Annotated in this window: 18 protein-coding genes; 8 read left to right on the top strand and 10 right to left on the bottom strand. The window is 68.9% G+C overall.

What is annotated here, in order from left to right; translation table 11 throughout:
• Nucleotides 1-90: 90 nt before the first annotated feature.
• The 6 genes from AC1Q7H_RS35590 to imuA all read right to left on the bottom strand — a co-directional run bounded on the left by AC1Q7H_RS35590 (nt 91) and on the right by imuA (nt 9,742).
• Nucleotides 91-2,271: a phosphocholine-specific phospholipase C gene (locus AC1Q7H_RS35590; RefSeq protein ID WP_211981180.1), complete on the bottom strand. Its 2,181-nt coding sequence runs from the start codon at nt 2,269-2,271 to the stop codon at nt 91-93.
• Nucleotides 2,272-2,319: 48 nt separating this feature from the next.
• The gene (locus AC1Q7H_RS35585; protein WP_211981179.1) at nt 2,320-2,505 is read right to left on the bottom strand and encodes a hypothetical protein; all 186 of its coding nucleotides are present in this window, start codon (nt 2,503-2,505) and stop codon (nt 2,320-2,322) included.
• A 228-nt stretch (nt 2,506-2,733) separates the two neighbouring features.
• The gene (locus AC1Q7H_RS35580) at nt 2,734-3,693 is read right to left on the bottom strand and encodes a MurR/RpiR family transcriptional regulator (protein WP_249221275.1); all 960 of its coding nucleotides are present in this window, start codon (nt 3,691-3,693) and stop codon (nt 2,734-2,736) included.
• Nucleotides 3,694-3,931: 238 nt separating this feature from the next.
• Nucleotides 3,932-7,342: an error-prone DNA polymerase gene (locus AC1Q7H_RS35575; protein WP_211981178.1), complete on the bottom strand. Its 3,411-nt coding sequence runs from the start codon at nt 7,340-7,342 to the stop codon at nt 3,932-3,934.
• Complete coding sequence (locus tag AC1Q7H_RS35570) at nt 7,339-8,910, bottom strand: Y-family DNA polymerase (protein ID WP_492382288.1); 1,572 nt, start codon at nt 8,908-8,910, stop codon at nt 7,339-7,341. Before AC1Q7H_RS35570 ends, AC1Q7H_RS35575 begins: the two co-directional genes overlap by 4 nt.
• Nucleotides 8,843-9,742, bottom strand: a complete 900-nt coding sequence (imuA, locus tag AC1Q7H_RS35565) for a translesion DNA synthesis-associated protein ImuA (RefSeq protein ID WP_249221274.1) — start codon at nt 9,740-9,742, stop codon at nt 8,843-8,845. Before imuA ends, AC1Q7H_RS35570 begins: the two co-directional genes overlap by 68 nt.
• Before the next feature lie 346 nt (nt 9,743-10,088).
• Here imuA and AC1Q7H_RS35560 point away from each other — a divergent pair, with 346 nt between their 5' ends.
• Together AC1Q7H_RS35560 and AC1Q7H_RS35555 are read left to right on the top strand one after the other, a co-directional pair.
• The gene (locus AC1Q7H_RS35560) at nt 10,089-10,349 is read left to right on the top strand and encodes a helix-turn-helix domain-containing protein (RefSeq protein ID WP_013952696.1); all 261 of its coding nucleotides are present in this window, start codon (nt 10,089-10,091) and stop codon (nt 10,347-10,349) included.
• On the top strand, nt 10,346-11,665 hold the full coding sequence (locus tag AC1Q7H_RS35555; RefSeq protein WP_211981176.1) for a type II toxin-antitoxin system HipA family toxin: 1,320 nt from the start codon (nt 10,346-10,348) through the stop codon (nt 11,663-11,665). The genes AC1Q7H_RS35560 and AC1Q7H_RS35555 overlap by 4 nt, the downstream gene beginning before the upstream one ends.
• An 18-nt stretch (nt 11,666-11,683) precedes the next feature.
• On the opposite strand, the gene AC1Q7H_RS35550 is transcribed toward AC1Q7H_RS35555, so the two are convergent.
• Both AC1Q7H_RS35550 and pedF read right to left on the bottom strand, forming a co-directional pair.
• Nucleotides 11,684-12,592 (bottom strand): substrate-binding periplasmic protein, encoded by a 909-nt coding sequence (locus AC1Q7H_RS35550; protein ID WP_013952694.1) that lies wholly within the window; start codon nt 12,590-12,592, stop codon nt 11,684-11,686.
• An 82-nt stretch (nt 12,593-12,674) separates the two neighbouring features.
• Entirely contained in the window at nt 12,675-13,154 is a 480-nt protein-coding gene (gene pedF / locus AC1Q7H_RS35545; RefSeq protein ID WP_013952693.1) for a cytochrome c-550 PedF, read from the bottom strand.
• A gap of 276 nt (nt 13,155-13,430) precedes the next feature.
• On the opposite strand from pedF, the gene AC1Q7H_RS35540 reads away from it, so the two are divergent.
• The gene (locus AC1Q7H_RS35540) at nt 13,431-15,419 is read left to right on the top strand and encodes a sigma-54-dependent Fis family transcriptional regulator (protein WP_013952692.1); all 1,989 of its coding nucleotides are present in this window, start codon (nt 13,431-13,433) and stop codon (nt 15,417-15,419) included.
• Between the two features lie 30 nt (nt 15,420-15,449).
• On the opposite strand, the gene AC1Q7H_RS35535 is transcribed toward AC1Q7H_RS35540, so the two are convergent.
• Both AC1Q7H_RS35535 and AC1Q7H_RS35530 read right to left on the bottom strand, forming a co-directional pair.
• A complete protein-coding gene (locus AC1Q7H_RS35535) occupies nt 15,450-16,412 on the bottom strand; it encodes an MBL fold metallo-hydrolase (RefSeq protein WP_211981171.1) in 963 nt (320 codons plus the stop codon).
• Nucleotides 16,412-17,371, bottom strand: coding sequence for an alpha/beta fold hydrolase (locus AC1Q7H_RS35530; protein WP_211981169.1), 960 nt, complete (start codon nt 17,369-17,371; stop codon nt 16,412-16,414). Before AC1Q7H_RS35530 ends, AC1Q7H_RS35535 begins: the two co-directional genes overlap by 1 nt.
• A 92-nt stretch (nt 17,372-17,463) precedes the next feature.
• On the opposite strand from AC1Q7H_RS35530, the gene pqqA reads away from it, so the two are divergent.
• The 5 genes from pqqA to pqqE all read left to right on the top strand — a co-directional run bounded on the left by pqqA (nt 17,464) and on the right by pqqE (nt 20,687).
• Entirely contained in the window at nt 17,464-17,538 is a 75-nt protein-coding gene (gene pqqA, locus AC1Q7H_RS35525) for a pyrroloquinoline quinone precursor peptide PqqA (protein ID WP_010809778.1), read from the top strand.
• A 132-nt stretch (nt 17,539-17,670) separates the two neighbouring features.
• On the top strand, nt 17,671-18,588 hold the full coding sequence (pqqB, locus tag AC1Q7H_RS35520; RefSeq protein ID WP_013952689.1) for a pyrroloquinoline quinone biosynthesis protein PqqB: 918 nt from the start codon (nt 17,671-17,673) through the stop codon (nt 18,586-18,588).
• Nucleotides 18,585-19,295, top strand: a complete 711-nt coding sequence (pqqC, locus tag AC1Q7H_RS35515; protein WP_013952688.1) for a pyrroloquinoline-quinone synthase PqqC — start codon at nt 18,585-18,587, stop codon at nt 19,293-19,295. The genes pqqB and pqqC overlap by 4 nt, the downstream gene beginning before the upstream one ends.
• A complete protein-coding gene (gene pqqD / locus AC1Q7H_RS35510; RefSeq protein WP_010809775.1) occupies nt 19,292-19,564 on the top strand; it encodes a pyrroloquinoline quinone biosynthesis peptide chaperone PqqD in 273 nt (90 codons plus the stop codon). The genes pqqC and pqqD overlap by 4 nt, the downstream gene beginning before the upstream one ends.
• Complete coding sequence (pqqE, locus tag AC1Q7H_RS35505) at nt 19,536-20,687, top strand: pyrroloquinoline quinone biosynthesis protein PqqE (protein ID WP_211982163.1); 1,152 nt, start codon at nt 19,536-19,538, stop codon at nt 20,685-20,687. Before pqqD ends, pqqE begins: the two co-directional genes overlap by 29 nt.
• Nucleotide 20,688: the final 1 nt, after the last annotated feature.

Genomic DNA, 20,688 nt, shown 5'->3' with positions numbered 1-20,688 from the left:
CACGAGATCCGGAGCTTCGAGGCGATTTGCCATCACCGCGCAAAACTGCGATCCGGCACGCATTCCGGCCCGACCGCAGCGACCGGACGCTCAGCCGAGCCCGGTTGCCATCGCCGGGTCCGTCACGCCATGCTGGCCGGTCTCCAGGCGACCTGCGAAGCGCCGTTCGAATCCGCTTTCGGCTTCCGTGACCGTGAAGTCGTACCAGTTGCCGCTCTCCTGCAGCGGCCAGTGGTGCTCCACCTCGGCGCCGGCCGTGATATGGAGTTGCCACGGACCGTCATTACGATAAGCGTTGGGCGTCACCACCAGCGTCAGCGGCTTGCCGCCACCGTTGACTGCGCCCTTGCCGTCGTTGCGCGCCGACAGGTAGACACTGCCCTTGTCCAGGTCGTAGCAGACGCGTACCTCAGGGGCATCGGCCATGGCGTCCGCAGGCAGCTGGCCCTTGAACATGCGCACGAAGCCGTTAGGCCCGTAGACCGCCAGGTCATAGCGCCCGTTGTCCGAGGTGCGCGCATCCCATTCATCGTCCAGCGTCTTGCCGGGCTCGACCGTGTAGCGGCGCGGAATCTGGTCCAGATGGAGCCGGTCGTAGACATGGAAGACCGTGCCCTGCTCCCCCGTATTGCTGAAGATCAGCTTCAGCTTGCCTATGGTGGGCTCGGCCTGCGCACTCGCATGGAGGACATAGGGCAGCGCGCGCGAATACTTGGTGCCAGTCTCCTGGAACAGCGACGCCGGCACGGCCGGTGCCGCCGCCTTGGGTTTCGCCAGCTGCTCGGCGATCACCTGCTGGTAGTTGCTGGTATCCGGCAGCGTCGGAAACACCTGGTCATTCGGCGTCCTGAAATCGAAGACGGAAGTCAGGTCGCCGGCCACTGCGCGGTGCCACGGGCTGATCGCGGGCACCGTGATGCCGAAGCGCTGTTCCAGGAAGCGCCCCATCGAGGTGTGGTCGAACACCTGCGAGTTGATCCAGCCGCCGCGCGTCCACGGCGAGATCACATACATCGGCACGCGCGGGCCGAACCCGTACGGGCGCAGGCGGATGGTCTCGCCGCTGGTGGTGGTGCCGTCGAGCGCCGTATTGCCGGCGGTGTCGAAGTATTCGCCGGTGACGTCGACAGTCGACTTGCCGTGCAGGACACCATTGGCGTCGTAGGACGGCACCGCGGCCGGCGGCATATGGTCGAAGAAGCCGTCATTCTCATCGAAGGTGATGAAGAACACGGTCTTGCTCCAGACCTCCGGATTGGCGGTTAGCGCCGTCAGCACCGTGTTGATGAAGGCCGCGCCTTCGGTTGCGCTCGACGGGCCGCCCGGATGTTCGGACTGCGCCGGCGTCGGCAGGATCCAGCTCACGGCCGGCAGCGTGTCGTCCCGCACATGCGCGGCCAGCTGCTCGATGGTCCAGCTGCTCATGCCGTTGTCGTAGAGCGGATTGCCCGGCTGCGATTCACGAAAGCTCTTGAAGGCGAGCCCGCCATGCAGCAGGCCGCCCCAGTTGGCGTTGGGGTTCTGGTAAATGCGCCAGCTGACGCCCTTTGCCTGCAGCATTTCCGGCAGCGTGGACCACTGGAAGGCGGAACCCTTGTATGTGTAGCCCGGCGTGGGCAGCTTGCCGCCCACGCTGCAGCGCAGGTTGTTGACCTCCGCATCGTCAAGCGTGCAGTTGCGCCCCGCCTCGCGCATCGCGGGGTTGTAGTTGGAGCCCGACATGAAGGTGATGCGGTTCGGGTCGGTGCCACCGGCGTGGCTGCAGTGGTAGGCGTCGCAAAGCGTGAAGGCCTCGGCCAGCGCGTACTGGAACGGAATGTCTTCACGACGGTAGTAGCCCATCGAATGGTCGTTCTTGTACTTGGCCCAGAAGCCGAAACGGCCCTGGTTCCACGCATTCTGCGCATCCATGAAGCTGTGCGGCGTGCCGGAGACGCGCAGCGCGTTGACGGTCGCGCTGTCGAGGTGGAACGGCGTGATCTCGCGCGTGCCGTTCGACTCGTACCACACCGGCTTGCCTGACGGCACCGGCACCGGGAAGCGGTCGCCGAAGCCGCGCACGCCGCGCATGGCGCCGAAGTAATGGTCCAGGGCGCGGTTTTCCTGCATCAGGATCACCACGTGCTGCACGTCCTGGATCGTGCCGGTATTGACCGCAGCGGGAACGGCGAGTGCGCGCGCGATACTGGGCGGCAGCATCGACAGAACCGAAGCAGCGGCCGCGCTTTTGACGGCGCCGGTAAGGAAGGTGCGTCGATCGATTTTGGTCATGATCGGGGAATGGTAGGTGCGGACGATGGGGGGAGGATCGCGGGCGTGTCAGGGTGCGCAGTGCATGCCCTTCTTCGACGCTGCCGCGTCGTCGGCTGCTGCCGCCTGCATGGTTGTCTTGACGGCCTGGGGAGTGATGCTGCTGCTATTCTCGCCGCCACCGCACGCGGTGAGGGCAAGGGACAAGAGCGCCGCGAGCAGCGCGGCACGGCCATACCACAATGGCTTTTTCATGAGGACTCCTAGTGTTCGAGGGTCAGGGGGACGGGGCTGACGCGACTCGAAGACTAGGTTCCCCATGTGACACACAAATGAATATTGCTCAATTCATTTGTTTGCACATTTGAATTATCCTCATTCCTTGGACGTGGAACAGCACCCGCTCCCGCCACTGACGGGAGCAAGGCTGGACGACAACTGCGGCAGGAGAATGTCAGGATGCCGGCGCGGGCCGGCTGGGGCTCAATATCGCTTGAGCGACAGGACGTCGAACGTACGCCGCAGCGTTTCGACGGAGGTGTCGTAGTCGGTAAGCGCGAGGCAGGCGATCAGCACATCGATGATCGCCAGTTGCGCCAGGCGGCTGGTCATCGCCTCGGTCCGGAAGCGGGTCTCGCGCGCCATCGTGAACAGCACGACGTCGGCGAAGGCCTGGATCGGCGACTTGCCGAAATTGGTGATGCAGATGGTGCTGGCACCGCTCTCCCGGGCCAGCCGCGTGGCCGTCACGGTTTCGTGCGTGCTGCCCGAATGCGAGATGGTCAGCGTGGCAACCCTGGGGCCCGCGAGCGATGCGCTGATGGCCTGGATATGCGAATCCACGACCGCCTTCACGTTGAGCCCGATCCGCAGCATGCGGTACTGCGCATCCTCGGCGATCGGCGCCGCGCTGCCAATGCCATAAATCTCGATGCGTTCGGCCGCCCTGAGCAATGCGACCGCGCGCTCGATCGCGGCCACGTCGAGCACGGCGCTGGTGTCATGCAGCGTCTGGACGTTGCTCTGGAAGATCTTGCGCATGACCGCCGGGCAGGTGTCGCCGGGCTCGAGGTCTTCGTGGATGATCTGGACCCCCTGCACCAGTTCCTGCGCCAGCAGGATCTTCAGTTGCTGGAAGCCCGTCGCGCCCAGGCTCTTGCAGAAACCGACCACGCTGCCCTCGCTCGCACTGGTGCGCTCGGCCACTTCGCTGACCGACATATGGATCACGGTCTGCGGATACCGGGTCACGAAATCGGCAATGCGCTGCCCGGCCGGCCCCAGCGAGTCCCGCATGCTGTGAATGCGCGCGAGCATCGCCGACGTGGTGGCCGACGGCGGTGCTGGCTCGGCGGTCTGCGCGGCCTCCGTTCTGGCCGATGACGCCTGCGACGATGATTGCCGGCTCTGCGCTACGCCCGCGCCGCGGCGGCCCTTTACCATGGGCCCCGCCCGCCCACGGACTGACGGTAGGGCGCGAAGCCAGGGTGGCAAAACGGAATCGGCATCAATCGACCTGCAAAAGTGTATGGTGAATTCAGTGTTCCGGATGAAACCGGCAAGGCACGGCACGATGATAACTGTTTGCGTTGACGGTACCGTTTTCCGTTGCCCCTGCCACAGAACTGGTCGCGAGCGCCCGGCTTCCATGCAGAGTGTTGCATCCGGTCCGCTGTCCGTCTCAATGAAAATCCCGGCTCCCCACCATCAACCGCCCCAGCATCGGGCTTAGATCCACCAGTTCCTTGGCCACCAGGTGGCGCACGTCGCCCTGGCGCTGCCAGGTGCCGACCACGCCCAGCAGCGTGGCGCCCAGCACCTCCTTGCGCTGGCGCTCGACCAGGTCGGGCCACAGGATCAGGTTGACGGAGCCGGTCTCGTCCTCGATGGTGGCGAAGATGGTGCCGCTGGCCGTGGATGGGCGCTGGCGCACGGTGACGATGCCGCAGGCGCGCACGCGGCGGCCGTTGGCGCAGCGCGCGAGCTGGCTGGCAGTGGCAAAGCGCATGGCCGCCAGCTTGTGCCGCAGCAACGCCAGCGGGTGCGACTTGAGCGACAGGCCCAGGCTGGCATAGTCCGCCGTCACGTCTTCGCCGAGCCGGGGCGCGGGTAGCGCCAGCGCGGCTTCGGCGGGCGGCGCTTCGTACAGCAGGTCGCGGTGCGCGGCATGCGCGGCGGCGGCGCGGGCCTGCCAGCGGGCTTGGCGGCGGTTGCCGGCCAGCGGTGCCAGAGCGTCGGCGGCGGCCAGCACGTCGATGTCGTGCCGGTCCAGGCCGGCGCGCAGCGCCAGGTCTTCGACGCTGTCGAACGGACGCTGGGCGCGCGCGGCCTCGATGCGCAGCGCGGCCGCTTCACGCATGCCCTTGACGCGGCCCAGGCCCAGGCGCACGCGCGGATGCTGCGGCCTGGTGCGGGCCTGCGCGTCGGCGACATCGGCCTCCACCGGCTCCAGCGTGCTGTCCCAGTGGCTGAGGGTGACATCCACCGGCAGCACCTGCACGCCATTGCGGCTGGCGTCCTGCACCAGTTGCGACGGCGAATAGAACCCCATCGGCTGGCTGTTCAGCAGCGCGCACAGGAAGGCGGCCGGATGATGGCACTTGAGCCAGGCGCTGACATAGACCAGCTTGGCGAAGCTGGCCGCGTGGCTCTCGGGGAAGCCATACTCGCCAAACCCCTCGATCTGCTTGCAGATCGCCAGCGCGAAGGATTCCGGGTAGCCGTTGCCGGTCAGCGCGCGCACCAGCGCGTCCTGGTGCTGGCGCAGGTCGCCGCGCCGCCGCCAGGCCGCCATCGATCGGCGCAGCTGGTCGGCCTGCCCTGGTGAAAAACCGGCCGCGTCGATGGCCAGCTGCATCACCTGCTCCTGGAAGATCGGCACGCCCAGCGTGCGGCCCAATACCTTTTCGATGACCGGGTTGAAGTAAGTGGGCGGCTTGCCGGTGCGGCGGAAGGCCTCGCGCCGCTTCAGGTAGGGATGCACCATGCCGCCCTGGATCGGGCCGGGCCGCACGATGGCGACTTCCACCACCAGGTCGTAGTACTTGCGCGGCTGCAGCCGCGGCAGCATCGATTGCTGCGCGCGCGACTCGATCTGGAACACGCCGATGGTCTCGGCCTTGCAGATCATGTCGTAGGTGTCCGGGTCTTCCTTGGGGATGTCTTCCATGCGCGCCGGCAGCCCCGCTCGCGCCGGGTCCGGGTTGGGGATCATCTGCAGCGCGCGCCGGATCGCCGACAGCATGCCCAGCGCCAGCACATCGACCTTGAGCAGGCCCAGCGACTCCAGGTCGTCCTTGTCCCACTGGATCACGCTGCGGTCGGCCATGGCCGCGTTCTCGATCGGCACCAGCCGCGACAGCTTGTGCCGCGCGATCACGAAACCGCCCACATGCTGCGACAGGTGGCGCGGAAAGCCACGCAGTTGCGCGGTCAGGCTGGCCCACTGCTGCACCGCCGGCGATTCGGGATCGAGCCCATAGCGGGCGATCTTCTCGACAAAGCCGCGGCCGCCGTCCCACCAGGCCTGGCCCTTGACCACCTGCTCCACCACGCTGGCATCGATGCCCAGCGCGCGGCCCACGTCGCGCAGTGCGCTGCGCGAGCGGTAGGTGATCAGCGACGCGGCCAGCGCGGCGCGGTGGCGGCCGTATTTCTTGTAGATGTACTGGATCACCTCTTCGCGCCGCTGGTGCTCGAAGTCCACGTCGATGTCGGGCGGCTCATCGCGCTCGCGCGACAGGAAGCGGCCGAACAGCAGGTTGGCCTGCTCGGGGCTGACCTCGGTCACATACAGGCAGAAGCACACCAGCGAATTGGCGGCCGAGCCGCGCCCCTGGCACAGGATGCCCTCCCCGCGCGCAAAGCGCACGATGTCGTGCACGGTGAGGAAGAAGGGTTCGTAATGCTTTTCCTCGATCAGCTGCAGTTCTTCTTCCAGCTGTGTCTCCCACTCCGGCTTCAGGCCGTTGGGAAAGCGCTCCAGTTTGCCGCGCGCGACCTCCTTGCGCAGGTAGGAGATCGGCGTCTCGCCGGCCGGCACCAGTTCCTCGGGGTATTCATAGCGCAGCATCCCCAGCGAGAAATCGCAGGACTCGGCAATCTTCAGCGTCTGCGCCAGCGTCTCGCGCGGGTACAGGCGCGACAGCACCTGGCGCATGCGCAGGTGCTGCTCGGCATTGGGCGCCAGCGCCATGCCGCATTCGGCCAGCGGCTGGCCCAGCCGGATCGCGGCCAGCACATCGGACAGCGGCTTGCGCGAACGCACATGCATAGTGACCGCGCCGGCCGCCGCCAGCGGCACGCCGGTCTGTGCCGATACTGCTTCCAGACGCGCGCGATGCAGTGCATCGGCATGGCCCTGCAACTGCTCCAGCGCGATCCAGGCGCGTTCGCCGAAGACCGCGCGGCACCACTCGGACTGCTCGCGCAGCAGTTCAGGATCGGCGCAATAGTCGGGCAGCAGCAGCGCCACGCAGCCGGGCATGCCGCGCAGGTGCGCTTCGTCAGCGGCAGGCGCGGCCAGGTCCTCGGGATGCAGCCGGTAGGTGCCCTTCTGCGCGCGCCGCCGGCCCAGCGTGATCAGCTCGCTCAGGTTGCCAAAGCCCTCGCGGTGCTGGGCAATCAGCACCAGCCGCAGCGGTGGGCGCGCCGAACCATCGGCCGGGGTCAGGCTGAAGCGGCTGCCGATCAGCAACGCGAAGGCATCGGCAGCGCGGGCCAGCGCCTGCAGCCGTTGGTGGCGGCTGGCGTGGGCATGGGGATCGTCATCGCCGGCGTCAGGCTCTTCGTCATTGTCCAGCAGCGGCTCATCCACGCCCTCCTCCCCGCGTGCCGCGCTGCGCGCCACCGCATCGTGCAGGCGCTTGCGCAAGGTCTCGATGGCATCGTGCGCGCGCGCGGTGCCGGCCACCGAGCATTCATCGGTCAGCGCCAGCCCGCTGTAGCCCAGGCGGAAGGCGCGCTCGATCAGCTCGCCCGGGTGCGAGGCGCCGGTCAGGAAGGTGAAGTTGGAGATGCAGTGCAGCTCCACGTAATCCGGCAACGCCGGCAGCAAACCCGGCAACGAGGCAGGCAAGGACAGCGCGCTCATGCGAACAACCCATGCAGGAACCAGCGGTACTCGCCGCCATCGTCCTGCGCCGCATGGCCCGGGCGCTCGCGGAAGATCCAGCAGCGCAGGCCGTCGGCGCGCTCGGCGATAAAGTAGTCGCGCGTGGCCAGCGCGCCGTCCCACCAGCCGGCCTCGATGCGCTCAGGGCGGCTCAGCAGCGCCAGCGGGCCGCCGTGGCAGGGCCGGTGGCGCTGCACCGGCAGCGGCAACGGTTGCGGCAGCAGCCACAGCGGGCGCTCCGGCTGCGGGCCCGGCAGGCTGGCGGCCTTGTTGCCGCCGGGCTCGTCGACCGGGCACCAGCGGTTGGCGCGCTCGGGCCGGTGGTCGGCCAGCGGCCGCGGCTGCAGCACGTTGTCGCGGCCCAGCCGCGCCATCAGCGTATCGAGCAGGCGGCCCAGGTCTTCCGGCGTGCCGCCGGGCTCGGGGAACAGCGCATCGCTTTGCGGCACGCATGCGGCCATCGCCTCCACGCGCAGCGCCAGGCCAGTCACCGGGGCGTGGAAATTGAGCTTGTCGAGCTTCTCGCGCAGCAGCCGCGACAGGTGCGCGGGGTCGCGGCTGGGCTGGGCCAGGCCCACCGGCACCTCGGTGCCGTCGGTGTCCACGCCGCGCCGGTAGCGCTCATGCTCCAGCACCAGCACGCAGCGCGTGACGCCGGCCTGCTGCACTGCCAGCCAGCCCGCCAGCGCCAGCAGCAGGCGCTGCGCGCCGGTCAGCACACCCTCAGCGGATTCGATGCGTCCCGGCAGGTCCATGCGCTGCGCAAACGCGGGCGGTGCCACAAACCAGACAAAGCGCGCCGGCGTGTCGCCATAGGCCTGGTCCAGCCGCGCCAGCAGCGCCGGGCCCAGCCGGCGCGTCAGGCCCGCGCGCGGCAGGCGCCGCACCTCGCCCAGCGTGCGGCAGCCGATGCCGTCCAGCCAGGCCGGATCGGCCAGCGTGTGCAGCGCCTCCACCGGCAGGCGGTCCAGCAGCCGGTGCAGGCACGCCATGCCCACCGCGCGGCGCCCGGGCCGCACCACGCCGCGCCGCGTGCGCCGCAGCGGCTGGCGCGCCAGCCACGCGGCACCGTGCGCGGTCGGACCGGAGCCCACCTGGGCAAAGGTGCCAAGCTGGCGCACGCAGGCGCGCACCGCGCGGCACAGCGCGCGGTGGCCGCCAAACAGGCGCAGGCTGGCGGTGACATCCAGCATCACCGTGGCCGACTCCGGTTCCTCGTCGACGGTCACGCCCGGCGTGAAATGCAGCAGCGCCAGCGCCACCGCCTCCATCAACGAAGCTTCCGCGGCCAGGTCGCGCTCCAGCTGCACGATGTCGGCCGACAGCGCCTGCACGCCGCCGCGGCGCATGCCGTAGCGCACGCCGAGCTGCATCGCCGGGCCGTTGGCCAGCACCACCTGCTCGCGCGCCATCACCGCCACCGGCAGCGCATGGTGCAGCGTGGCGGTGGCGGCAGGCGGGCTCACGGCGGGCGCCAGCTCAGGCCAGTTGGGCTGCAGGGCGTCCAGGGGCAGGCGCGGCAGGTGCACCGCGATCCAGTACGACATCGGAAGAAGATGGAGAAGACGATTCAGACAAGGCAGGTGCTCCTGCCGGGACAGGCCAGGCGGCTGCGCGCGTGGCCGCTGCCATCCCGTCCAGGCGCAGCAGCAGCGGCGTGTCCCGCACCGGCCCGCGCCGCTTGTGGAAGGTGATCGACAGCACATTGCCGGGCAGCGGCGCCAGCAGCAGCCGCAGCACCGCCGGCGACGACTCGCGCAGCGCCGTGGCCGGGCGCAGCGCCCATGCCACCGCGTCGCCGGTCTGCGCCAGCACCTGCAGGCGGCGCAGCGCCTCGGGGCGGGCCGCGGGCAGCCAGACCAGCACGCCGCCAAAGGCCTGGCTGCGCAGCACCTGCTCGGCCGCCCACAGCATGTCGGCCTGTTGCGCGACCTTGCCGGCGCCGGCCGGGGGGCGCATCCAGTAAAGCTGGCGCGCCGGCAGCCCGGCCGCGGCCAGCCCCATCGCATTGGGCAGGTAAGGCGGCGCCACCAGCGCGATGCGGCGCCCCGCCCCGGCCAGCGCGCGCAGCGCCGGCAGCAGCAGGCGCAGCTCGCCCGCGCCACCCTGCGCCGTCAGCAGTTCCGTCAGCCCGCCCGCCGGCCAGCCGCCGCCGGGCAGCTCCGCCGACAGCGCGTCATATCCGGTCGGGCATACCGCTGCACCGCCGGCACGGCCCAGCTGGCCGGCCCGCCACAGCCCGGGATAACGCTGCTCGAGCACCGACAGCGCCTGCTGGCGCGAGGCCGGGGCAGACGGGGCAGGCTCCGGGAGCGCCGGCGCAGGGAAAAGAAGGCCCTCCGCCGCCATGGGCGGGGCTGCGTGCGATTGCGCAGTCATGTGGAGTTGGCGTCGCTCGCCGGGGCGGCGAGGAACTAGTATGTTTACGATAACTGTATATTTATACAGTATCTGGTGCCAGCGCAAGGGGTAGCGGCGAGGGGTGGCCTGGGGGACACCGGGGAAGTGAGACGGGCGGGCGGCGGCCCGTCTTCATGTGCTCCCCAGCCGGTTTCATCCCGGGCGGCGGTCCGCAATAGAAAAAATAATTCTATAGCATTAATTTTCTAAAATATATCTACTATCGAATGATATGTGCCTGGCTATCGGCGCGCCGATGTATCATACTAAGACATGCATACATCAGCGAAATAATGCTATGTCATTAGTTTCCCAGTGCCGCGACATGCGTAAAGCGAGAGGCAAGACCCTGACCGATCTCGGGCGGGTGCTGGGCATGGCAAGCCAGAACCTGTCGGCGATCCTGCTGGGGAAGAAGGACAGCCGCGCATCGACCCTCGAAGCCCTGGCGGCCGCGCTGGATGCGGAATGGGTCCTGGTGCCCAACGAGCGGGCACAGGAAGTCAGGCAAGTCCTCGAAGGCAAAGGCAGCGGGCCCGACCGCAGTGCCCGCAGCGCGGTCGACATCTTCCTGGACCAGGAATGAGCTACGAACTGCATCCGCGCTTTCTTGAGGTCCGGCTGTACGACCAGCTATGCGGCTACCTGTGCGAGGCCAGCGGCAATGTCCGGTTCGTGCCATCCGAAGCCTTCCGGGGCGACACGCGCCGCCCCACGCTGAGCCTGTCGATCAGCGTCCCGACGGAGGCCGGCCGCAAGGCCACCGCCGAGGTGCTGGACAACCCCTTTCATCCTGCCGTCTACAGCACGGGCCATGAACTGCCGCCCTACTTTGCCGGCCTGCTGCCCGAGGGCGAACTGCGCAAGCGGCTCGAGGCAACGCGGAGCAATCCCGATGACAAGGACGATTTCGGCATCCTGGCATCGGCCGGAAATGATCTCCCCGGGGCCGTCGTCATCGTGCCGGCGGACATCGGCGCCTTGCCGGAGTATGCGCGGACGTATGGCGTGACCGGCGGCGCGGACAACCTGGAAATTGCCGTGGTGGAGGGCGCCACGCAGGGCGCGGCCTCGGTGTCCGGCGTGCAGAACAAGCTGGCCCTGTCGACAGTGCTGCAGAACAAGCGCTACACGCTGCCAGCCAAAGGCAGGCTGTCCGACATCATCGCCAAGCTTCCTGCCCGGAACGATGATTCGCAGGTATTCAACGAATCGATCTCGATGCAGCTCGCGGCCGCCGCCGGCGTCCATGTTGCGCCGACGAGAGTGCTGCCAGTCTCGACCATCGAGGTCGAGGGACTGGTTGAATCGTTGGGCGAAAACCTGCACTACCTTGCGGTGGACAGGTTTGACCGCACTCCGGCCGGACGTGTGCACGCCGAAGATGGCTGCCAGATGCTGGGCAGGATGCCAGCGAAGAAGTACGCCGGCATCGAGAGCTACATTCAGCTCGTTGCCACCCTGTATCGCCTGAGTCCGAGCGGGGTCGAGCATGCCCGGCAGTTCTTCCTCCGCCAGGCGGTCAACACGCTGATCGGCAACAGCGATGCGCACCTGAAGAACTTCTCGGTAACCTATCACAACGGGGTCTTGCCAGAACTGTCACCGGCGTATGACATCGTCTGCGTGGCCGCCCTTCCCGGCTTTGCGACCTATGGCCAGAACGTTGCCATCGACAAGCGGCAGCGTGAAGAAACCCTGGCAACGTATGAGACCATCGCGGAAAAGGCCGGCGTCCCGCGGCGCATTGCGACCGCCGCCGTCAGGGAAGCCGTCGCGCTGGCGCATGCCAACTGGCCGCGCATGCTGGACGACCTGGGCGCGCCGCAGGCCATCCGCAATGTCGTTGCCGAGCGACTGCAGACGCTGCCGCTTGCGCGGGCCGGCAGGCCGGCCAGGTGAGGCGCCCGCCAGCCACCCTCACGGCGCCTGCATCGACACCCCATAGCCGGCAAAGATGCGCGCCAGCTCGCCATTGCTGCGCAGCGCGCTCAACGCCTTTTCCAGCGCTTCGGCCAGTTCCCGCTCGTCTGCCTTGACCGCCAAGCCGACGGCCCACCCGCGCTGCGGCAGCAGCGGCGCGCTGGGTTCCGTCGCGGCAAAGCGCGCCCCGGATTGCCCCGCGGCCTTGAGCGCGCTCTCGTATTGGGCGCGCGTCACCATCGCCGCCACGATCTCGCCGGAAAACAGCGCGCGCAATGCCGCGTCGGCTTCGGGGTAGATCCTGACCTTGTCGCGCAAGGCGCCGCCCGCGCCGGACAGCAGCGCATTGGCCCCGGCCGAACCGGCTGCGGCGCCAGTCGGCTGCCCGGCCAGGTCTTCCAGGCCGCGCACCGCCGGCACGCGCTCGCGGTCCTGCACCAGCACGAAGGTCTCGCGGTAATACGGCGCGAAGATCAGCGCCTTGTCGTTCTCGCGCATGAAGGCGCGGTCGACCGGCACGTGCAGCATCACGTCGGCTGGCCCGTAGCCAAGGTAATGGCCGCGCCAGACCATGGCACGCAAGTCGTCAGCCATGTTTTCATCCGCATCGAACGGCATCAGCGCCACCGACAGGCCCAGCTCCTTGCCCAGTGCCCTGGCCAGGGCCACATCGATGCCCGCGACCTGGCTGCCCGCGATCGCGGAGAACGGCGGCAAGCCTTTGTAGACCGCCACCTTGAGGGTGCCGGCCTGGCGGATCCTGGCCAGGTCGGCCTGGGCCGGTTGCGCGCAGACGAGCGCGGCGGCAGCCAGCAAGGCGCCGCACAGCCAGCGCACGGCGCCGGCCGGCGCCGCCGGCATGGGGGACACGGAAAGCCTAGGGCCGCGGACAGGGCTGGCAGGCATGGGATGGCTCCTGGAAGATGCGTTGACCCGGCACTGCGGGCCGGGGCTGGACAACGGGAAGGGCTGCCGGCGCAGCCGCCCCTCACTCGCGGCGCGACTCCAGGTAGGTCTTGATGGCCCACACCGCCTCCTGGCTCAGCACGCCGTCGAACGGCGGCATGTACACGCGGCCGTCGCGCGTGCGGCCCTTGCGCACGGTGGTGGTGTAGAACTGCGAGATCTCGCTCATGCACGCCTCTTTCTTCTTTGCATCCGCCAGTGAGACGCAGTCGCCGTCAAGCTTGCGCAGGTCCGGCGCGATGCCCCCTGACACCGCTTCCAGGCCATGGCAGCGCGCGCAGTTCTGGTTATAGGCCGAGGTGCCGATGCGCAGCGCCTCCTTGTGCGCATCGCCGCTGCGGTAGGGATTGTCCGGGCGCCATTCGTCGCCCAGTTGTGGTAACGCTTTGGTATCGACGGCCTGGGGCGTTACGTCGCCATGGGCCAGCACAGAGCCGGCCGGGACAGCGGTCAGGGACGCGCAAAGCGCGAGCAAGGCAAGCAGGCGGCGCTGCGTTTTCATGGATGTCTCCTACAGTGGATGGGTCTTGGTGGTTTGCCCCATTTCCGCAAGAGCCATACCAGCCAGCCGGACCCGGCCCGGAGGCGCCTGCAGGCAGGCTTCGCCGCGCCGCCATCGCTCTGTGCAACGCAGCATCGCGGCACGGGTGTCCCGGATTGCCACACCCTGGCAAGTGTTTTGCTTCATGACGCAACACTGTCGACCATGCGCCTGGCGAAGGCGCCGACAGCGACCCGCGCAAAGATCGCGGGCGGACTTTCCACAGGAGACAGAGAAATGACCTTCCAGCCGGAACCGGCCCGCCCCGCGGCGGGCGCCCCGGGTGACACGAGGCAGCCCGAGCGCGACGAACTGATTGCCCAGGCCCACCAGCGTTCCGAGTCCTATGGCCTGCGTCCCTATGAATCGCCCGACTTCTGCCCGGTGCTGCAGAGCGAGCTGAAAACGCGGATCGAGCGTAGCCAGTCACTGTTCGCCTATGCGCTGCCGGTGATGGAAACGCTCTACGACCAGATCGTGAATACGCAGAGCATGGTCATCCTGACCGACGCCGATGGCCTGATCCTGCACTCGATGGGCGATGACGACTTTCTGGCCCGGGCCAACCAGGTCGCGCTGCGCCCGGGCGCGGAGTGGTCGGAAGCGCGCCGCGGCACCAACGCCATCGGCACGGCCCTGGCCGAGAACCGGGCCACGCTGGTACACGGCGCCGACCACTTCCTGGAGGCCAACCAGTTCCTGACCTGCTCGTGCATGACCATCCTCGACCCTTACGGCAAGACCGTGGGGGCGCTGGATGTGACCGGCGACCAGCGCGGTTTCCACAAGCACACCATGGCGCTGGTGCGGATGTCGGCGCAGATGATCGAGAACCAGCTGTTCGGCAACGCCTTCCGCGACATGGTGTGCATCCGCTTCCATTCGCGCGCGGAGTTCCTGGGCACGCTGGTGGAGGGCATTGTCTCCTTCACGCCCGGCGGGCGTTTCCTGTCAGCCAACCGCAGCGGGCAGTTCCAGCTTGGCCTGTCCAATGGCGCCCTGCATGCGCACACCTTTTCCTCGCTGTTCGGGCTGTCGATGTCGCAGCTGTTCGACGCGGTGCGCGCGGCCCATGCGGGCATCGTCCAGCTGCACCTGCCCAGCGGCGTCAAGGTCAGCGCCCGGGTCGAATGGAAGTCACCCGCCGCATCGCTGCCAGGCAACACCGATGCCGGCCACGCAGCCCCGCCCGGCACGGCCGCCGCACCGCGCAGCCTGGCCGCAGGCCCGGCCCGCTCGCCCGGGCTGGACGACCTGGACACGGGCGACGCGCAGATCCGCGCGGTCATCGGCAAGCTGCGCAAGGTCATCGGCAAGGATATTCCGGTGATGGTGCTGGGCGAGACCGGCACCGGCAAGGAACTGATGGCGCGCGCCATCCACGCCGACAGCCCGCGCCATGCCGGGCCGTTCATTGCCGTGAACTGCGCCTCCATCCCGGAAAACCTGATCGAGTCCGAGCTGTTCGGCTATGAAGAAGGCGCCTTCACCGGCGCCCGCAAGAAGGGCGGCATCGGCAAGATGCTGCTGGCCAACGGCGGCACGCTGTTCCTGGACGAGATCGGCGACATGCCGCTGCATCTGCAAGGACGGCTGCTGCGCGCGCTGCAGGAACGCGCGGTGTCGCCGCTGGGCAGCAGCAAGGTCATCCATGTCGACGTCTCGGTGGTGTGCGCCACCAACCGCAACCTGCGTGATCTGGTCGCCAACGGCCAGTTCCGCGAAGACCTCTACTACCGCCTCAACGGGCTGGTGGTGCGGCTGCCGGCCCTGCGCGAGCGCGGCGACCTCGACGCGGTGGCCGCCAGGCTGCTGCGCCAGGAGCAGGCGGGTGTGCAACCCGGCGAGCCGCCCCGCATCCGCGAGTCGGTGATGGAGATGTTCCGCCGCTACCACTGGCCGGGCAATATCCGCCAGCTGTGCAACCTGCTGCGCACCGCGCGGCTGATGGCTGAAGGCGAAGCCGAGATCACCGAAGACCACCTGCCCGACGACTTCCTCGATGACCTGCGCGAGCGCCAGGGGCATGCGGCGGTGCCCGCGGCCCATATGCTGCCGGGCGCGCAGCCCACGCGGCTGGCCGATGTCGAGGCCATGGCCATTGTCGCCACGGTCAAGGCGCACAACGGGAATATCTCTGCGGCGGCCAAGGCGCTGGGGATCTCGCGCAATACGGTCTACCGGAAAATGGAAGAGGCCCGCGGGCTGCCCCACCAGGCCGGCTGATCCCGGCCACGCACCAGGGCAGCCGCGCGCTCAGGCCAGCGGTTCGCCCTGCATCCACTGGTCTTCCAGCTCGCGCCAGGCGCGCTGCACGTTCAGCGGGTGGCGCGACTGGAAATGGCGCCAATGCCGGAACGGTTGCGCCGCCACGGCGTCGCTGGCGCGTGAGGCATCGCTGCCCGCGGCCAGCGCGGCGCCGATTCCGTCCGCCAGCGCATCCAGGTAGGCCAGCGTCGGCGCCAGCGTCTGGGCGGGCGTGCCCGGCGCGGTGCCCACCACCGTGCGCGCCGGCAGCTCCTGCAGCCGCCGCAGCGCACGGCGCCACCCCTGCAGGGAGGCCTCCTGCATCTCCGGCACGCGCTCGCGGTAAGCCAGGCCGCCCGCACACAGCAGCTGCAGCCGCGGCGCGTAGAGCACCGTATCCGAGGCACTGTGCGCGTTCGCGTAAACCTGCACCTGCCAGGCGGTAGCGCCGGTGTGCAGCCAGCCATCGGGCTGCAGCGCGGGCTCCGGCAGCACGATCGCGGCGCCGCGCATGGCACCGTTCCCGAGCAGCGTGGCCATGCGGGCCAGGCAGGCCGCGCAGCGTTGCCGCATCAGCGCAGCCGTGGCGGCGGAGGCCAGGAACACGGGCCGGGGCCGCAGCCGTGCGAACGCGGCATTGGCCAGCACGTTCTCCGGGTGGGCGTGCGTATTGACCACCCAACGCACGGGCTGCGACGTCAGCGCCCGGATGGCGCCGAGCAGCGCACCGCCCCACGTCGCCTGCGGCCCGGGGTCCACCACCAGCACGCCCGCACCGCTCAGATGGACCAGGGTCGGCACCACTTCGGCGGCGTTGGCGCGCGTCACTTCGGCATTGCCGGCGCGGGCCACGTACACGCCTGGCTGCAGCCGCTCCAGCGTGACCCGCGTGCCGGCAGCGGCCGCCGGCCGCCAGCCGTTCATGGCCAGCGCAAGCGTGGCGCCAAGAAAGCCGCGCCGCGTCGTGGGCATCACCGCTGCCAGCCAGCGGCGCGGATCGCGGCCACCAGCGCGTCGCGCATGAGCCCGGCCGCCAGGTGTCCGCCGTCCACCCAGGCCAGCCTTGCGCCCGGCATGGCGGCCTGCAGGCGCAGCGCGTTGGCAGGACGGCAGACCTTGTCGGCGCGGCCATGCAGCAGCGTCACCGGCAGGCCATGCGCGCCGATGACCCGCGCCGCCCTGAGCAAGGCCGGCTTGCCCAGTCCGGCCCGGTTGCGCAGGTAGTGCGCCTGGATGCGGTATTTGTTCACCGCGGCCATGCGCTCACGCCGCGGCTGCCGGCGCGTAGGCGACGCAGGGGAAAGACCCAGCAACGCCTGTTCGCTCGCCTGCCACGCCGCGGCAGTGTCCCGTTTTTGAACAGGCGTACCACTTTGCAACAGCCGTGACACAGTGAGCAGCCGCGCGCGCGCATCGGGCAAGCGCTCGCCCCGTGCCTTGACGCAATGCAGCATGCGGCTGCCCCCATGGCGCGGCGAAAACAGCGCGAGCACATCGTCGCGGCCAGTCAGGAAGGTGCCGCGCAGGACCACCGCCGCCACGGCGTGCGGGCATTGCGCCGCGTACGCCAGGGCAAGTGCCGCCCCCCATGATCCGCCCACCACGCCCCAGCGCTCGATGCCCAGCGCGCGGCGCAGCTGCTCCAGGTCGGCCAGCAGCGCGCCCACGGTATTGCGGCGCAGGCAGCCAGCCGGCCTGGAGCGGCCGGCGCCGCGCTGATCCGGCATCACCACGCGGTGCCGCCGCGGGTCGAACCATTGCGCCATGGCGGCAGAGCAGCCGCTGCCCGGCCCGCCATGCAGCACCAGCCACGGCTCGCCGTCCGCGGTGCCGGCCAGCCGCACATGCACGCGCTGGGCGTCGGGCGTACGCAGGTAGAAGGTGGTGGCCGTGCTGGAAAAGCCGGCGGATATCGTGGATGCGTCGGGCATGGATGTTGCCTTGAGGGAATGCGGCAGTCGGGCGGCAGCCAGGCGCCGCGGCAAGACGATATTCACTAACCATGCCACCCAAGGAGAGAGACATGCGCTGGACCACCCCCGCCTACACCGAGCTGCGGCTTGGCTTTGAAATCACGATGTACATCGCCAACCGCTGAACGTGCCGCGGCGCCTGCGACCGGCGGTGCGCCGACAGGCAAGCCGCGGACCGCAAGCACAACCAACGCAGGCAGGCGCCAGGGCTGGCGCCTGCTCCGTGAAGCCATGACCCAACACCAAGCGCTCACGCCATGACAAGCATCCGGGTACTGGGGTCGGCCGCCGGCGGCGGCTTTCCGCAGTGGAACTGCAACTGCCACAACTGCGACGGCGTGCGCCGCGGCACGTTGCGCGCCACGCCGCGCACGCAATCCTCGATCGCGCTGACGGGCGACGGGCCTGATGCCATCCTGGTCAATGCCTCGCCCGATATCCTGCAGCAGCTGCGCCAGGCGCCCGCGCTGCAGCCCGCGCGCGCGCCGCGCGACACCGCCATCGCCGCGGTCGTGCTGATGGATGCGCAGATCGACCACATCACCGGCCTGCTGATGCTGCGCGAACACCGCCAGGCGCTGCCGGTCTATGCCACGGCCGCCGTCCTCGACGACCTGGGCGCGGCCTTCCCGCTGACGCGCATCCTGTCGCACTACTGCGGCCTGCAGACGCACGCCCTGCCCTGCGACGGCACCGCGTTTTCAGTCCCGCCGCTGGACGGCATGACACTGACGGCGATACCGCTGGAGAGCAAGGCCCCGCCCTACTCGCCCAACCGCCACGCGCCGCGCGCGGGCGACAACATCGGCCTGCGCATCGAAGACCGCCGCAGCGGCCGTCGCGCCTTCTACGCGCCCGGCCTGGGCCGCATCGACGACCACGTCTTTGCGGAGCTGCACAGCGCCGACATCGTGCTGATCGACGGCACCTTCTGGCGCGACGACGAGATGCAGGCGCCGGGCTTCTCCGGCAAGAGCGCCGCCGACATGGGCCACCTGGCCCTGTCCGGACCCGGCGGCATGATCGAGGTCCTGGGGCGGCTGCCCGCCAGCCGCAAGATCCTTATCCATATCAACAATACCAACCCGGTGCTGGTGGAAGACTCGCCCGAGCGCGCAGAGCTGGCGCGGCACGGCATTGAGGTGGCGTACGACGGCATGGAAATCGCACTATGACATCTGCCATTCCCTCCAACTCCCTCATCGCCTGGACCGAGGCCGAGTTCGAGGCCCGCCTGCGCGCCATGGAAAGCGGCTACCACATCCACCATCCCTTCAACCAGCGCATGGCGGCGGGCCAGTGTTCGCCAGCGCAGATCCGCGCATGGGTGGCCAACCGCTTCTACTACCAGGACAACATCCCGCTGAAGGACGCCGCCATCCTGTCCAACTGCCCCGAGCGCGACACCCGCCGCGAGTGGGTGGTGCGCATCCTTGACCACGACGGCACCGACACCCAACCCGGCGGCATCGAGGCCTGGCTGCGCCTGGGCCAGGCGGTGGGCCTGGAGCGCGAAGCGCTGCTGAGCCACCGGCACGTGCTGCCCGGGGTGCGCTTTGCCGTCGATGCCTACGTCAACTTTGCGCGCCGCGCGCCGTGGCAGGAAGCCGTGTGCTCGTCGCTGACGGAGATGTTCGCGCCCGCAATCCACAAGGAACGCCTGGCCGGCTGGCCCACGCATTACCCGTGGATCGAGGCCGCCGGGCTGGACTACTTCCGCTCTCGCATTCCGCTCGCGCAGCGCGACGTGGACCATGGCCTGCGCGTGACGCTGGGCCACTTCCGCAGCGCGGCGCAACAGCAGCGCGCCCTCGACATCCTGCAGTTCAAGCTCGACGTGCTCTGGTCGATGCTCGACGCCATCCAGCAAGCCAACCCATGACAGCCAGCACGCAAGACCTCGCCAGACCGACCCTGCACCGGACCTTTCGCCTGCAATGGGAAGCGTCCCAGCAAAGCTGGGTGCTGCTGTACCCGGAAGGCATGGTCACCCTCAACGACAGCGCCGCCGCGATCCTGCAGCGCTGCGACGGCAGCCACACGCTGGACATGCTGATCGACGACCTGCAGGCCGCGTTTGGCGTGCAGGGCATCGCCCCGGAGGTACATGCCTTTGTCAAACATGCCATCGAACGCGGCTGGCTGGTCTGAGGTCCCGCCCGGCCCGCCGCTGTGGCTGCTGGCCGAGCTGACCTACCGCTGCCCGCTGCATTGCGCCTTCTGCTCCAACCCGGTGGACTATGCCCGGCATACGGCCGAGCTGAGCACCGCGCAATGGTGCGATGTGTTCAGCCAGGCGCGGGCGCTGGGCGCGGTGCAGCTCGGGCTGTCCGGCGGCGAGCCGCTGCTGCGCAAGGACCTGGAGATACTGGTCAGGCATGCGCATGGCCTGGGCTTCTACACCAACCTCATCACCTCCGGCGTGGGCCTGACCGACGCCCGCCTTGCCGCCCTGCGCGAAGCCGGCCTGGACCATATCCAGCTGTCGTTCCAGGACTCCACCCGCGAGCTCAACGACTTCCTGTCCAGCACCCGCACGTTTGACCTGAAGCAGCGCGTGGCGCGCATGATCAAGGCGCACGGCTACCCGATGGTGATGAACTGCGTGCTGCACCGGCATAACCTGCCGCATGTCGGCACCATCATCGAGATGGCCCTGCAGATGGGCGCCGAATACCTGGAACTGGCCAACACGCAGTACTACGGCTGGGCCTGGGAGAACCGGCTGGCGCTGCTGCCCACCTATGAGCAGCTGCGCGAGGCCGAGGCCGTGGTCCGGCAGTACCGCGCGCGCATCGGCAGGCAATGCCAGATCCTGTTCGTCGTGCCTGACTACTTCGAGGCTCGGCCCAAGAAGTGCATGAACGGCTGGGGTACCACCTTCCTTGGCGTGGCGCCCGACGGCACCGCGCTGCCCTGCCACGCGGCGCGCATGCTGCCCGGCCTGGCGCTGCCCAATGTCACCACGCAGGGGCTGCGCGAGATCTGGACCGAAAGCGATGCTTTCCGCCGTTTCCGCGGCACGCAGTGGATGCAGGAACCCTGCCGTTCGTGCGACCAGCGCGAGCAGGACTACGGCGGCTGCCGCTGCCAGGCGTTCCTTGTCACCGGCGACGCCGCCGCGACAGACCCGGTGTGCGAGCGCTCCGGCGCGCACGACAAGGTCAGCGAGATCGTGCTGCAGGGCCGGCTGGCCGTGGCGCAGGCGCGCGAACAAGCGATGGTATTTCGCAGCGATGGCAACTCGCTGCGGCTGAGCAGCGGCCAGCGGTAAG

It is taken from the genome of Cupriavidus sp. GW823-FHT06D04, assembly GCF_058795055.1.
This window is presented reverse-complemented; position numbering and strand designations above follow the sequence as displayed.